13 protein-coding genes and 1 pseudogene are annotated in these 13,766 nt (G+C 64.4%); 7 read left to right on the forward strand and 7 right to left on the reverse strand.

The window, feature by feature from the left end; all coding sequences use genetic code 11:
• Positions 1-33: 33 nt before the first annotated feature.
• Together E0H73_RS41220 and E0H73_RS41225 are read left to right on the forward strand one after the other, a co-directional pair.
• Positions 34-546 carry a transposase gene (locus E0H73_RS41220; RefSeq protein WP_165556070.1) on the forward strand — a complete coding sequence of 171 codons (513 nt, stop codon included), beginning with the start codon at positions 34-36 and terminating at the stop codon, positions 544-546.
• Positions 537-1,061, forward strand: a complete 525-nt coding sequence (locus tag E0H73_RS41225; RefSeq protein WP_131365993.1) for an IS110 family transposase — start codon at positions 537-539, stop codon at positions 1,059-1,061. Before E0H73_RS41220 ends, E0H73_RS41225 begins: the two co-directional genes overlap by 10 nt.
• Here E0H73_RS41225 and E0H73_RS41230 read toward each other — a convergent pair.
• The 5 genes and pseudogenes from E0H73_RS41230 to E0H73_RS48680 all read right to left on the reverse strand — a co-directional run.
• Positions 1,040-3,313, reverse strand: coding sequence for a DGQHR domain-containing protein (locus tag E0H73_RS41230; RefSeq protein ID WP_202867837.1), 2,274 nt, complete (start codon positions 3,311-3,313; stop codon positions 1,040-1,042). The two genes, E0H73_RS41225 and E0H73_RS41230, sit on opposite strands and share 22 nt — an antisense overlap.
• Positions 3,314-3,336: 23 nt before the next feature.
• The gene (locus E0H73_RS41235; RefSeq protein ID WP_131365997.1) at positions 3,337-4,167 is read right to left on the reverse strand and encodes a DNA adenine methylase; all 831 of its coding nucleotides are present in this window, start codon (positions 4,165-4,167) and stop codon (positions 3,337-3,339) included.
• A gap of 605 nt (positions 4,168-4,772) precedes the next feature.
• Positions 4,773-5,342, reverse strand: a complete 570-nt coding sequence (locus E0H73_RS48545) for an integrase core domain-containing protein (RefSeq protein WP_202867848.1) — start codon at positions 5,340-5,342, stop codon at positions 4,773-4,775.
• The gene (locus tag E0H73_RS46790) at positions 5,343-5,855 is read right to left on the reverse strand and encodes a DDE-type integrase/transposase/recombinase (protein ID WP_337590348.1); all 513 of its coding nucleotides are present in this window, start codon (positions 5,853-5,855) and stop codon (positions 5,343-5,345) included.
• Positions 5,855-6,121 (reverse strand): annotated as a pseudogene (locus E0H73_RS48680) (helix-turn-helix domain-containing protein); the annotation flags it as partial. The pseudogene E0H73_RS48680 and the gene E0H73_RS46790, both read right to left, overlap by 1 nt.
• A 301-nt stretch (positions 6,122-6,422) precedes the next feature.
• Between E0H73_RS48680 and mraY the strand changes: the two are divergent.
• Complete coding sequence (mraY, locus tag E0H73_RS41245; RefSeq protein WP_131365999.1) at positions 6,423-7,508, forward strand: phospho-N-acetylmuramoyl-pentapeptide-transferase; 1,086 nt, start codon at positions 6,423-6,425, stop codon at positions 7,506-7,508.
• Positions 7,509-7,584: 76 nt separating this feature from the next.
• On the opposite strand, the gene E0H73_RS41250 is transcribed toward mraY, so the two are convergent.
• Complete coding sequence (locus tag E0H73_RS41250; protein WP_238164607.1) at positions 7,585-8,013, reverse strand: VOC family protein; 429 nt, start codon at positions 8,011-8,013, stop codon at positions 7,585-7,587.
• Positions 8,014-8,096: 83 nt separating this feature from the next.
• On the opposite strand from E0H73_RS41250, the gene E0H73_RS41255 reads away from it, so the two are divergent.
• Together E0H73_RS41255 and E0H73_RS41260 are read left to right on the forward strand one after the other, a co-directional pair.
• A complete protein-coding gene (locus tag E0H73_RS41255; protein ID WP_131366000.1) occupies positions 8,097-10,664 on the forward strand; it encodes a hypothetical protein in 2,568 nt (855 codons plus the stop codon).
• The gene (locus E0H73_RS41260; protein ID WP_202867841.1) at positions 10,661-11,992 is read left to right on the forward strand and encodes an SWIM zinc finger family protein; all 1,332 of its coding nucleotides are present in this window, start codon (positions 10,661-10,663) and stop codon (positions 11,990-11,992) included. Before E0H73_RS41255 ends, E0H73_RS41260 begins: the two co-directional genes overlap by 4 nt.
• A gap of 143 nt (positions 11,993-12,135) precedes the next feature.
• Here E0H73_RS41260 and E0H73_RS41265 read toward each other — a convergent pair whose 3' ends face one another.
• Entirely contained in the window at positions 12,136-12,498 is a 363-nt protein-coding gene (locus tag E0H73_RS41265; RefSeq protein WP_131366002.1) for a winged helix-turn-helix transcriptional regulator, read from the reverse strand.
• Positions 12,499-12,578: 80 nt separating this feature from the next.
• Between E0H73_RS41265 and E0H73_RS41270 the strand changes: the two genes are divergently transcribed.
• Both E0H73_RS41270 and E0H73_RS41275 read left to right on the forward strand, forming a co-directional pair.
• Positions 12,579-13,283 (forward strand): SDR family NAD(P)-dependent oxidoreductase, encoded by a 705-nt coding sequence (locus tag E0H73_RS41270; protein ID WP_131366003.1) that lies wholly within the window; start codon positions 12,579-12,581, stop codon positions 13,281-13,283.
• On the forward strand, positions 13,283-13,372 hold the full coding sequence (locus E0H73_RS41275; protein WP_131366005.1) for an ALF repeat-containing protein: 90 nt from the start codon (positions 13,283-13,285) through the stop codon (positions 13,370-13,372). Before E0H73_RS41270 ends, E0H73_RS41275 begins: the two co-directional genes overlap by 1 nt.
• Positions 13,373-13,766 lie beyond the last annotated feature (394 nt).

The raw sequence follows: 13,766 nt of genomic DNA on the forward strand, positions 1-13,766 counted from the left end.
GGTTGCTCCGGAAGGATGTTCATCATGGAGTCCATGGGCAAGAAGAAGCCGCGGCCTCGTCGTTCGTTCACGGCCGAGTTCAAGGCTGAGATCGTCGAACTGTGCCAGCGTGGCGACCGGTCGGTTGGTCAGGTCGCGAAAGACTTCGACCTGACCGAGACCGCGGTCCGGGAATGGCTGAAGCAGGCCGAACGCGACGCCGGAACCGGTGATGGCGGTTTGACCTCGAGCGAGAAGGACGAGCTCGCGCAACTGCGGCGGGAGAACCGGCGGCTGCGCGAGGATGTCGAGATCCTCAAGCGGGCAACGGCCTTCTTCGCGTCAATGCCACGATCTTGTTGCCCGGCGGAGTTCGCTCGTTTCTTTGCTGCCTCGCAGTTCGATGGCTTGTCCTCGATGTGCGGGTCCGCAGGGCACCCAGGGCGCGTGGGGATGTGGCTTGATAGGAGCCTGCCATCGTGCTCGATTGAGGCGTGCCCGCCTCCGCGCGGTCCCGGGCATCCCTCCCTGCTCTCGACATCAGGAGTTCCCTCGGCATGGTCATGATCGGCACCGACTCCCACAAACGCACCCGCACCGTCGTCGCGCTCGACGACGTGGGTCGCCGGCTGGGAGTGAAAACCGTCCTCACCAACAGCGAGGGCCACTTCGAGCTGGTCCGCTGGTCGGCCAAGTTCAATGAGGTCGCCTTCGCGCTGGAAGATTGCCGGCATCTCACTCGCCGCCTGGAAGCCGAGCTGCTCGCGGCCGGATGTCGCGTGGTGCGCATTCCGACCAGGCTGATGGCTTGCGCCCGCCGCGCGGCCCGGGAGCCGGGCAAGTCGGACCCGATCGACGCCGAGGCAGTGGCGCTGGCCGCGCTGCGTCACCCCAATCTGCCGGTCGCGGAGCTGGACGAATCGGCGCGGGAGGTGAAGCTGTTGTCGGATCACCGGCATGACTTGGTGGTTCAACGCACCGCCGACCAGATCCTCGACACCTGGCCGCATGCCGCACCCGAATCACCGACTCAAGACACTAGCTGCAACGTCCACAGCGGTCAGAGGTCGTTGTCAGCCTGACCCTTGATGAGCCAGGTGGTCAGCGTCACGAGAAAGTCGTGGTCCTCGGACGTGACCGTACGTTCGTGCATCACGTCGTTGCGCAGATCATTGAGGCGCTGAATCCAATCCGAACGCGCCCTCCAGCCACCGGGCTTGTCTTCGTCGCCCGGTCGCGTGTACTGCTTTTCGAAGAGTCGCTTCCAGAGGTCCTGGCTTTGCGTCATGATCGCTCGGTAGTCGACGACGTAGAGGCAATCCCACGCCTCAAGCTCATGATCGGCGTCTAGATCGGCATTCTTCTCGACCGCCAGTTTCCCGGCTTCGATCATAATCCTGCGTGGGACGCCGTCCTTGCGCCACGTGGATCCATATTCGTTCTCGAGGCGCTTCCGAATATCGCCCTTCATGAACAATCCCAATGCCGCGACCATGTCTCGCGACTCGTCGTTGAACTGCTTCTCCTCACTTTCGAGATACTCGGCCAAGCCGGCCGGCATGAAGTCCGGGCAAGCGATGCTAATTGCCTGCTGCACACGTCGCCAGTACTTCGTGCCAGCACCCGATCCATACATTTGCCGAAACTCCAGGCCCTGCGCCGAGTCAAGTGACGCCAAGTGACTGATAAGCGGGTCCATGTATGGGCGTGCCGCATCGAACAATTCTTGTGGTGCGGATTCTCGTGGATTGTAGCCATTCTCCCGCGTGAGGTGTTCGGCGATATCACCAAGAATCCGGATCAGCGACTCGATGCCGTTATTGATGAAAACGAAGCCGCCCTCAGCGCTGCCGAGCTTGAACTGAGTATCGAGTCCGTCGCGTAAGTATGTAAGTCCCAGTGTGAGATAAGCAATGAGTGGCCCCGCGGTCGCATCGTTCGAGCCACGGTAGAAGGAGCCCACCTCCTTGACCTCGGTCTTAGCGAACGATCCGAGGAAACCTCCGCGTTCAATGCCGCGGCTGATTGCGTCGATCGTCAGGCACCGTAAGGCCGTCTTCGGACTCTCTCCAATCTGAATACGGCCGTACAGCGGAGAGGATTTATCCTCACCGAGTTGTTGTGCAATGTGCAGCTTAAGCGCTCGGATCTGCTCACGCAGATCTTTTGAATCGTATAGCAAGTCCGCGTTTAACGTGTTCCGAAGGTTCTTAGGAACGGCCTGCTGGTTCTCGTTGATCTGCATGAACAGCCGAACCTGATCGGGGCGCTCAAGATTCACAAAGGCGATGACCGGGATCAAATCTGTGGCTGCGCGCGAGCTGTCGGCATACCCATACAGGCGGTGCTGCCCATCGATGACGTAGGCGGCGCGGAAGGTTTGTGGAAGATGAAGGACGCCGGCTCGTGTCTCACCTGCGTGTTTCGGGAACGGCTCGAACTTCAAACCCCTGCCAACAGAATCCAGACTCAGGATGAGAGAGTTAGGAAAATATCCACCGTCGTCAACAAACTGCGCGACGCCCTTTAGTCGAGTCTTCTTGATCAGCCGCTGGTATGTCGGCATCAGGGTCGAGTTTGCCTTATTGCGATGCAAGATATACGCAAGCTTCAGTAGCCGCTCCGGCTCGATTGAAAAAGAGTAATACTTGTGTCCACCCATGTGAGCTTCGATAGCCACAACTTCTGGGTCGAGATTCGGAATCTTTGTCCCATGAAACAGGTTCCCGAGGAGTTGATAGCGCGCAGCGCGCCCTAGGTGATCCGCGAGCCCAATGTAGTAGTCGATGACATCCTCGTCCATGTGGATGACATCAGCCTGCTCGATACGTTCAGCAGTCGGCTGTGTCACGCCAAAATTGTTCGTCGCAAGGATGAATTTGACCTTGTGGTACGGGAAATCCTTCTTGATCTCCTTCAGGAACCCCGGCCGCTGCGTCTGGACAGTCTCAAGTTCTTTCCTGAACTGCCCTGTTCGCACAGTCTCCGACGACCTGCATATTATTACGAGTACGACCTCGTCGTCGGCGGCGAAGACATTGACTTGCTGCGTTTCTCTAGCGTCATTCCCGAATCTGAGAGCGAAATCTCGATCCTTGTTTAGTGAAGTGAAGTTCAGTTTTGCAAACGCGGCCCAAACACGGTCTTCAAATGCGACATCATGTAGCTTGGGCTTGCGCATCCGCGCGGACCTTTTGTTCCGCTTGTCGATCACCCAGCCGTCGGCTTCACGCTCGGGAATCTGCCTTGGCTGGACCGTAATGAAGTGGTCCGGCGACATCCTTTTTCGAACTTCAGCCGGTATGCTCCTTGGAGATAGCAGCGCGTCCCTCAACGGGGCTCCTGATGGCGGTAGCGTCATGACTCAGGCAGATTCGTGAATAGGTACTCGGTGGCCCGGCCGCGGCTGCTTTTCTTGCCGGCCACCGCGCTCCTCCGGCTAGTTTCGATCCGTCGGTCGCCCTTCTCGAAGAGCTCAGCGACCGACTGGTGTGCGGCGTTTGTGAGTATGTAGTACGCACCTCTCTCGCGAAGAGTGTCAACCATCTCGCTCAGGCGATACTGATCTGCGAAGCGGAACAGTTTGTCGTTGTATCTGACGAAGCCGTTAAAGTTGTGCGCGACGGTGTACGGCGGATCCAGGAAAACCAAATCGCCAGGGCCAACGTTGTCGAGTGCAGCCTCGAAATCACCTGCGGTCAAAGTTGTGCGTTCGAGGCGTTTGCTAGCGGCCTTCAGATCTTGCAGCAACGGGATATTGTAGTGATCCCGGTATCCGTACGGTACGTTGTATTTGCCCTCAAGATTCACGCGATAGATGCCGTTGAACGAGGTGTGGTTGAGAAAAATGAACCGAGCTGCCTGTGACGCTGGCAGGCGCGGCCTCCCGGATCGTGCGGCATAGTACGCCTCTTCGGTGTTGCGATAGGACCGCAAGAACCTCCAGACGTCCTCTGGTACTTCGCGCACTTGGCGATAAGTATCAATCAAAGCTGTATTCAGATCGGACAAGTACGCCTTGGCGTTGATGTTCAATCCGAAGAACACCGAGGCGCCCCCGGCAAATGGTTCGTGATAGTTCTGGACCTCGGTGTCGCCGAGCAGCCTGGCCACAGTTGGCACCAGCCACCGCTTCCCTCCCGCCCACCGAAGCAAGGGTCTGACGGTGACAGGTTTCTCTCCGACCATGACCAAGGTTATCGACTCTCAAGGACATTTCCACCAGACTCGCGCGTCGCGCGTCGCGCGTCGCGCGTCGCGCGTCGCGCGGAACACCTGCGCCTCGGGTGTCCAGGACGGAGTAGGCGCAAACGTGGATGGCTGCGTGCGACACCCGCTGCGCAGCTCGGTTGGGTTAGCCAGAGTCCGAGGCGCAGAGAGTTGTCAGCTGCGATGACATGACGAGTCTGAGACGCGACCGATTCAATCCATCAGGTTTGCCCAGATGGTCCGCGACGCGACGCCTCAGCACAGACCGGACGCATGGCCACCTGCAATTGCTGAAGGGCTTCTGGGCTGTTGGCCGTAGAGCAGGATGTTCGGTGAGCGTCCAGGGTGTCATGCGCAGTGCCCGAGTGTCCCGCAGTGTCAGGCAGGGTATGCCGGCATCCCCCAGTCCGGTGCCTGTCGCAGCGCATGCCGAGCTCGAGGACCAGCGTCCTGTCCATGTCGTGTTCTCAGGCTGTCCGACAGCCCCGACAGTCTGAGTTGTCCGCCTTTACTCAGCTTCGTCAACGGACGACGTTGGCTATACGCCAGGACCGATGAGAAGCCTGGTGGTGTGAATCCACAGGTTACGGGTAAGTTTGGCAATTGATGGCAAACGATGAGTGCATTCTTGTCAGAGTCCGCGGGTTGTGGGTTCGAGTCCCACGGGGCCTACCGTGTGATGTCTCAAGACATCCCGGACAGGTGAACCCACGATTCGTGGGTTCACCTGTTTCTTTTGGGGTGGGTCTGGGTGGTTTGCCGGTGGGTTGGTAGTCGCGGCTGGGGTCGAGGACGAGGTCGCGGAGGAGTTCGCCGGTGGCGGCGTCGACGACCCTGGTCTGGAGGTCGTGGATGAGGAGCAGGACGTAGGTTCGGGCGTGGGTTCGCCCGATCCCGATGTGGTGGAGCCGGCCGTTGACGCGCAGGGTGACCACGCCGGTGTCGTCGACGCGGTCGGTGCGGACCCGGTGATGGACCTCACCGGTCCGGTCGCGGCTCGGGGCGGCCTTCGGCCGGGCCGCGTAGGCGGTGGCCGGAGTGCAGCGGTGCGGCAGGGACCGGTGCGGACGGTGCTGGTTGTACTCCTCGACGAAGCTGTCGAGCAGGACCTGCAGTTCGGCGATCGTGGTGGGTTGGGTGGTTTGGGCGCGCAGCTACTTCTTCATCGTCTGCTGGAACCGCTCCACCTTCCCGCAGGTGGTCGGGTGTTTCGGGCGGGAGTTCTTCTGGACGATGTTCAGGCGCCGCAGTTCGGTCTCGAGGCCGTTGCGGCCGCCTTTCCCGCCGGACAGCCGGGTGGTGTAGACCATGCCGTTGTCGGTCAGGGTCGAGGCCGGGATCCCGTGTTCTGCAACGGTTTCCCGGAAGCTGGTGGTCACGACCTGCCCGGTGATCCGAAGGTGGGCGGTGACCGACAACGCGTAGCGGGAGTGGTCGTCCAGCCAGCTGATGATCTCCACATCGAGGCCCGAGCGGCCGGCGCGGGTGGTGAGGCGGTAGTGGGTGAAGTCGGACTGCCAGCACTCGTGGGCTGGTCGGCGGCGAACCGCAGGTACGACGACCTGGGCCGCTTGCCGGGGTCCGGTGCCACCGTGCCGGCCCGGGTCAGGATCCGGCAGATCGTCGCCCGCGACAGCTTCACCTGATGCTGGTGCAGCAGATGCCAGCCGATGATGTCGGCGCCTGCGTCCAGGCCCCGCTCGGTCAGCTGTTTACGCAGCGCCACCACCAGCTCCACCGTCGCTGCCGCAGTAGCGCGCGGTGAGGTCTTCGGCCGCCGGCTGCGGGGCTCGAACGCCGCCTCACCCTCGACTCGATACCGCGCCAGCAGCTCATACAGCCACGACCGCGCCACGCCGTACTCGGCAACCACCTCGCCCACAGACCGCTTCTCCACCACGATCGCCGTGATCACCAACCGGGCCTTCGACATGCCCGAGCATCCACAATCCGTCCGGTTACTCCCGAGACATCAGTCCGGCATGTCGTGAGACACCCGTCCGGGATGTGTAGAACCACAACACCACGGGGCCTACCGATCAGAGGTGGCCTCTGATCTGCTTGGGTCGGGCTGGGGTCGGCTTCGAGTTGCTCATTGCGGGTGGAGGCTCGGGGGCGCGTTCGTCCTCTGGCTGCGGTTGCGGCCTGCGGGGACCTGTATGTTCGGTATGTTTTGGGGACTCCCTCTTGCTTGAAGGGATCGACCACCCGGATGGCCGAGGGGGCTGAATGGTATGCGGGCAATACTCCTGAGCGTTGCGCTGGCGACGGTCTGCTCGCTGCTGGGGACTCGGATCGCCATCGGATGGTTCGCCCGTCGCGGCTTCGGCCAGCCGATCAGGCACGACGGACCGAGGACACATCATGTGAAGCGGGGTACGCCGACCATGGGCGGTCTCGTGATCCTGCTGAGTGCCGCAGCGGCATATTTGACGGCAACGATCGTGACCGGCGGGTGGCCGAGTGCCAACGCCTGGCTCCTGATGTTGCTGTTCTTCGGGTGTGGGGTGGTGGGGTTCCTCGACGACTTCATCAAGGTCTATACCCAGAACAACCAGGGTCTGAGTAGCCGGGCCAAGATGGCGGGTCAGACGCTGGTCGCGCTCGTCTTCGGGGTGCTGTCCACGCAGTTCTTCGCCGACGGTCGCGGTGTCAGGCCGGCGTCGCAGTACATCTCCACGACTCATGACTGGGGTATCAAGCTGCCCCTGATCGTGGTCCTGCTGTTGATCTGGTTCCTCGTCACCGCGACCTCCAATGGGGCCAACCTCACCGATGGCGCCGACGGGCTGCTCGCCGGCGCCTCGGCGTTGATCTTCGGCGCGTACACCATCGTGAATGTCTGGCAGAACAACCAGCTGTGCGACTCCGCGCGGCCCACTGTGGTGCAGTCACAGTGCTACCAGGTGCGCGACCCTCTCGACCTCGCGATCTTCGCGGCCGCCATCGCTGCGGCTTGTATCGGCTTCCTCTGGTGGAACGCCAAGCCCGCGCGGATCATCATGGGCGATGTCGGCTCCCTCGCCATCGGTGGCGCCCTGGCCGGGCTGGCTATCATGTCTCGAACCGAGCTCCTGATGGCCGTCATCGCCGGACTGTTCGTGCTCGAAACCATGTCCGTGTTACTGCAGATGATCTCCTTCAAGCTGACCAAGCGACTCACGGGCACGGGGCGTCGCATCTTCCGAATCGCTCCCATTCACCATCACTTCGAACACCTGGGATGGGACGAGGTCACCGTAGTGATCCGCTTCTGGATCGTCGCCGGGGTCTTCGTCGCGACTGGGCTCGGGATCTTCTACGCCTCTTGGCTGGCCTGAGACGTCGCCGGCGAGGCCGAGCATTGCGGGCCGCCGGCGTTTCTCTCCCACTTCGCGCACGGCCAGAGTTCGGAGATCAGGCGCCGCTGCCGTACGGGCGGGTGATGATCTCCAGCCAATGCCCGTCAGGCCCCTCCCAATAGAGGCCGCGACCACCGTCACCGTTGTTGATCTCCCCCGGTTGGCGCTTGAACGGGTCCGCCCACCACTGGCGGCCGCCATCCCGCAACCGGCCAAGGATGAGGTCGAACTCCCCCTCACTCACCAAGAACGCGTAATGCTGACCATGGATCTCGCCCTCGGTATCCATGAAGTCCAGGCTCGCCCCGTTGTCCAACTTCAACTCAGCGAACGGACCGTACGCCCCTGCCTCCGGCAAACCAAGCACCCCGCCGACATCACGAGCCGCAGCCCACCGGTCCTTCACGTGCACGATCGTGTGGTTCAGCTCGATCCCCATCGGGCTCTCCTCGCGAGTGCCGACCTTCATCTGACGCGTGCGCACCACTCTGCACCCCGAACCCATCCCCGGTGAAGTCCTCGATGACCACCCGGTAGTCCTCATCACGCCGGGCTAGGGTGACCGTCGTGTCCGTGTATGACGAACTGGAACGGCTGCTGGCCACCGGGTCCTGGGGTGAGCTGGTGCCATATCTGCACGCTCCCGCATCCAGCCGAACCGGCAAGGAAACTCGAGCGTGGTACCGGTCGCGTCGGGCGCACTGGACCGGGGAAGTCCACTATCCCAAGTTCGATCTCGCCGCCTGTCTCCGCGCCCTCGCGGTCGCGCTGGCGAAGCCGGAGCAGGCGGCGAGGTGGCTGTCGAAGCTCGCGTCGGACTGGCGTTCCGGTCCCGCTGACGAGTTACTGGTGGAACTCGCTTCCCGTCGCGGCCGGGACTGGTGTGTGGCCTTCCTCGAGACCGCGTCCACGGTGGCGAAGGGTGACGGGTTCCTTTCTGCATGGATCGCGCGGCTCGCGCGGCCGCTGATCGCGGCCGGTCTTGCCGAGCTGCCGACCGGCCCAGCCTTTGCCAAGTCCTGGGCCGAACTGCACGCGATGGCAGCGTCGGAGATGAAGTGGGCGTTGTGGCGGCAAGAGGGTCACAACGGTACGCCGGAACCGCTGCCCACCGGGTCACTCGTCGAGGAGTTGCGCGCCGACCCCGTCCTGCCCGAAGCCCTGTCAGCCGCATTGGCCGGCCACGGCGTGATCGGGATTCTGGAGCGGCACGCCGTACCGTCGTGGGAGCTCGGTCCGGCCGTCGCCGACCTGGTCGCCGAGGGCCGCCTCGACCGGTCCCGCATTCTGGCCGACGCCTTTGTCGCGTTGACTCGCCAGGACACTCCCAGCACTCAAAGGGGCATCGCGAAGTTGCTGGCAGCACTCGACCTGAAAGGTCCGGACCTCGCCGAGTGCATGCCGTTGATCCAGGGGTTGCTGGCGACCAGCCACGGATCGGTGACCGCCGTGCTGTTGCCCGCAGCGGTCGAAACCGCTCACGCCGACGATCTCCCCGACCTCGCGGCCACGATCTTCGCGCGTCCGGAGAAGGCCCAGAAGACCGTGCTGCTCAAGGCGTTGACCGGGCCGCACGCCGTCGACCGGTGGGGATCCGACACGGTGACGATCGCGCTCAAGGTCGCGGCCGACGTACCCGACCAGGCGTTCGCGGAGCGAGCCACCAAGGCGCTGACCGCAATCGGAGTCGTCCAAGAAGCCGCCGCAGAGACCCCCGTGTCTGATCTGTGGGCCGCTCCTCTGCCGGTCAATGACAGCGGGCCCGCCGCCACGATCGAGCCGGATGAGCCTGGGCTGGCCGCTGCTCTCTCCCGGATCATCAGGTCAACGACGGCCGCTGACGGCGCGGTGTTCTGGGACGCGATCGTCCGCTGGTCTGCCAGATCGCCGCAAGAGGTGCGCTACTGGGCCTGGTCCGCACACCAGAGCCTCGGCGACGGGGTGCGCCCGCCGTCGGCTCTGTGGGCAGTAGTCGCAGCGGCCGACGTGACCGCGAAGACCCACAAGACCTTGTGCGACAAATTCGCGAGCGGCGTACACGCGCCGACCGACTGGGAGTTCGCCAGCCTGTCCCTGACCGGCGCGGTCCACGAGATCTTCGCCAGCGAGACGACCCTCAGACTCGGCACGATCCCGTACCTGCTGAGCACCCCGACACAATGGAACGGCCTACTCTCCTTCGACGCCCTCGTGGACCGTCTCAAAGGCTACGGCCGTACGCCGGTGGGCCCGACGGATCTCTTCCTCGCACTGCTCCGCCTCGAAGCCACTCCACCCGAACGCGTGACCCAACTCGACGGACTGTCACTCGACCTGTGGTCCCCGGGATCCAGGTGGCGTACGGCGAAACACACCGGAGATGCGGTCGACCTGCTGCGACAGTGGATCGAAGGCGGCGGACTCCCGAAGCTCGTGGCTCGACATGACGGAGCAACCGTGACCGTCGAACCGGTCCGGCTTCCGATCGACATCAGCCTCATCCCAGGCATCCCGCCTGGGCTCCTCGCCGGTCACACGAGCGATACCCATCGCGAGTACCACGAGTGGGCGATCAGAGCCGAAACCGGGTTCGGGATCGTCCCGGCCTGGCCGGATCTGTTGGCCGCCAAGACGCAGACGCAGTACGACCAAGCGGCGCGGCACCCACCTCGCTGGCTGCCGATGATGGCATACGCGCCCGGGCCCGGTCTCGCTGTCCAGCATGACATCGCGGCCACGCTGTGCCACGCCGACGAGGATCGACGGCTCGTCGCCGTGGAAGCAGCGCTGGCGCTGATGGGCCGCGGTCGGTGGGACAGCACGGCGTACACCGAGTGCTGTCTGCATCTTCTCAACGACGGCGTACTGCGTCTCGGTCGCCTTGGCCACTCGTGGGAGCAGCTGATTCTCGCGGGTGGGCTGCAACCGCTCTGGCCGACCGCGATGACCGTGCTCGGCAAGGCTTCGGTGCTTGAGCGCAAGCCCGCTGGGCTGGCCGACCTGTACGGCGTACTGCGTCGCTACGTCAGCGCGGTCCCCGATCCACAGATCCCCGAACCCGTCCTGGAGCTGGCGGCCTCGAAGGGTAGTAGCAAGGCACGGGTGGAGGCAGCCGCTTTCGTGGCAGCAGCCGCACAGGGAGAAGGAAGAGCGTGACGATCGAGGCCGGTTATCGCACTGATTCGGCACTCGTACGGCGTACCGATCGCAGCGCACTGCTGGAGCTCGAGACAGCGCTCGGTGCGACTCCCGGCGGACTCGTCGAGCAGCCGCGGTTCTTCAGCGGAATGCTCGCGCGGCCGGACGTGACCGCGGCCGGCATCCTCGCGGTCGCCGACGTGGCCAACAGCCGGTACTTCGACGCGGGTCTCGTCCACCGCCTCAGCAACCTCGATCCCGTGGTCACCGCCTCGGGCGACCGGCTGCGGTTCGAGGCGTTCTCACTCTGCAACGGCGTCCACGCCCGGCTCGATCTGCTTGCCGACGGCATCGACTCGGGCGAGGTCGCGCACGGGACCACCAACGTGGACATCAACCAGCCGCTGCGCACCGCACTCGCCGGAGTCGGCGGCGCCGAGCTTGTCCACCTCGACGTCGGAACCGAAGGCCTCTCGGTGGCGACGCTCGACGAGACCCACCACGAACGGAAGGTCGATCTCCCGGACCGATGGATCAGGGGCTTCGCCGAGACGCCCGTGCTCGCCGCACGGATGACGCAGCGGGCCGAGCTCGCCGGACCGGCGGCGGCTCGATGGCTCGCCTCACTGCCCAAGTCTGCGCCGGGTCCGTCGTACCACCTGCTCCCGGCGCCAGGCGGAATGCGACAGTCGACCCGACCATCGCCCGGGTCCGTGCATCTTGCCGGAGCCGCCCGGCTGGCAGCGTCGGCGCGGGTCGCGCGCTTCACGCACCGCCTGCGCGTGTTCGGTTCCGACGATCACGCCAGCGCGTGGGTGTTCGAACTGCCGGGCGCGCGGTTGACGCTGCTGCTCTCCCCAGAACCGTACCGAGGCTTCTCGGGTGAAGGCGGCCTGCTGACCACCTTGACGGCGCCTTCGGCCGCGTCCGCTGCCGCCCGACTACTCGAACATCTCGCCTGGCAGCCGGACATCGATCGCGATCGGCTGGCGGCGACGACAGACCTTCCCCTCGCCGACGTCGACGCGGGCATCGGCTACCTGGCCGTGTCCGGCAAGGTGGGCTACGACCTGCACGAAAGCACCTGGTTCCACCGGGAGTTGCCGTGGAACAGCGAACGGATCGAGGGTGACAACCCTCGGCTGAAGGACGCCCGCCAACTACTGCAGGACCGAGCGGTCGCACCATCCGCCAACGGCTGGTCGATCACGTCCGGCAACCACCGCCATTGGGTCAAGGGCGATCCCTACACCTGCACCTGTCTGTGGTGGGCCAAATACCACGGCCAACGCGGCCCCTGCAAACACGTCCTGGCAGTCACCCTGTACGTCCAAGCACAGCACTAGCAGGTCTTTCGGTACGGACGGTCGCCGAACGACGGGCCCATTCCGTGGGGGTCAGGTCGCGACCTGCCATGTGCAGGCTTCGGCGAGGATGCGCTGGGTGCTGGTTGCCCACGCAGCGGTCGCCGAGAGGCAGCCGAGTTGGGTTATGGGTGGCTTTGCCAGCGGGAGCGGGCTGCTTCTATGTCGGGGACGTGTTGTTCGGCCCAGAGGCGGACGGCGCGGAGGGGGATAAGGAGGGAGCGGCCTAGCGGGGTCAGGGTGTACTCGACGCGGGGTGGGTTTTCGTCGTACTCGTGGCGGTCGATGAGGCCGTCGGCTTCCAGGGAGCGCAGGGTTTCGGTGAGGACCTTTGGGGTGATGCCCTGGATGTGGGCCTTCAGTTCGGTGAAGCGGCGCGGGCCGTCGTCCAAGGCGTTGACGACGAACACGGTCCAGCGGGCTCCGATGCGGTGCAGGACGGTGCGGCTCGGGCAGGTCGCTGCCATCACGTTGTACGCCTTGCCCATGGACTGCTCCCAGTTCCGTTGAAGATACCGGTATCAAATCCATACCGTTGCACCCGATCCTACGAGAGGGAGCGAGACGCATGGAGCGGATCCTGGTCATCGGCGGTGCACGGGCGCTCGGCGCGGCCGTGGCGAGACGTGCGGTGAAGGACGGGTACGACGTAGTTGTCGGTGCGCGTGATCTGGCGGCGGCCGACGTACTGGCGCGCGAGATCGGCGCCACCGCGGTGCGGGTCGATCTGCAGGACGAGTCGACGATCGCGGCCGCGGCGGAGCAGCTGAAGGACGGAATCGATCACGTCGTGACGACCGGTTCGGCGCCGCACGACGTACGCGCGACCGAACTGGATCGCGAGAAACTGCTGGCGGCATTCACGGCGAAGGTGGTCGGCCCCCTGCTGGTCGCCAAGCACTTCGCCTCGGTACTGCGGCCGACCGGGTCGATGGTGATGTTCTCCGGCGTCGTCGGATGGCGGCCTGGTCCAGGCTCACTGGTCAAGGGGATCACGAACGGCGCGGTCGAGTACGCCGCGCGCCACCTGGCGGCGGATCTCGCTCCGGTGCGGGTCAATGCCGTCTCGCCTGGTGTTGTGGACTCGGGCGCATGGGATCGCCTTGGTGACAACAAGGCCGGGTTGCTGAGCAAGAGCGCGGCCGGCACCTTCGTCGGACGCCATGGCGAGACCGAGGACGTTGTCGACACGGTGATGTGGCTCCTCCGCGCGGGCTTCATCTCCGGCGAGACGATCCACATCGAGGGCGGCGCCCGCCACAAATCCAGCTGATGCCCAGAGCGGCGGCGGAGCAGGCTCTCGACGAAGGTACGCCGGAAGCGGCGCGGTACTTCCTGGAGCACGGCCAGTTCGAGATCTAGTTGCCCGCTGTCCACGGCCGACCTTGGGCACCGATCAACCACCAAATCCCGTCCCGCGTGACCGACCCGTGCTCAAAGTCGTGTCTCGCACGCACCCGGACGCCGGCCGATCAGCCGGGGTCGTTGGTCGCGCCCGGTGGTCGCGCGGCATGGGCGGACGTGCCGCACTCACCAACCACTCGGAGGCTCAGGTCGCCGCGCTCACCTCGGGCGTGGAGGTGGGCCGACGGGCAAGTTGGTGAGTGGGGCACGTCCGCGCCCCGGCGCCACCGAGGATTCTCCGGCGGGTGATCGCCGCCTCGACCTGGCGAACCACCTGCACCAAGGTCATGGCCGAGTACATGTAGCGGCGGGGTTGGTGGTCCTTGGCAACGTGCCGGGTCGTCGTTGGGTG

It is taken from the genome of Kribbella pittospori (assembly GCF_004331465.1).
Classification (GTDB): Bacteria; Actinomycetota; Actinomycetes; order Propionibacteriales; family Kribbellaceae; genus Kribbella; species Kribbella pittospori.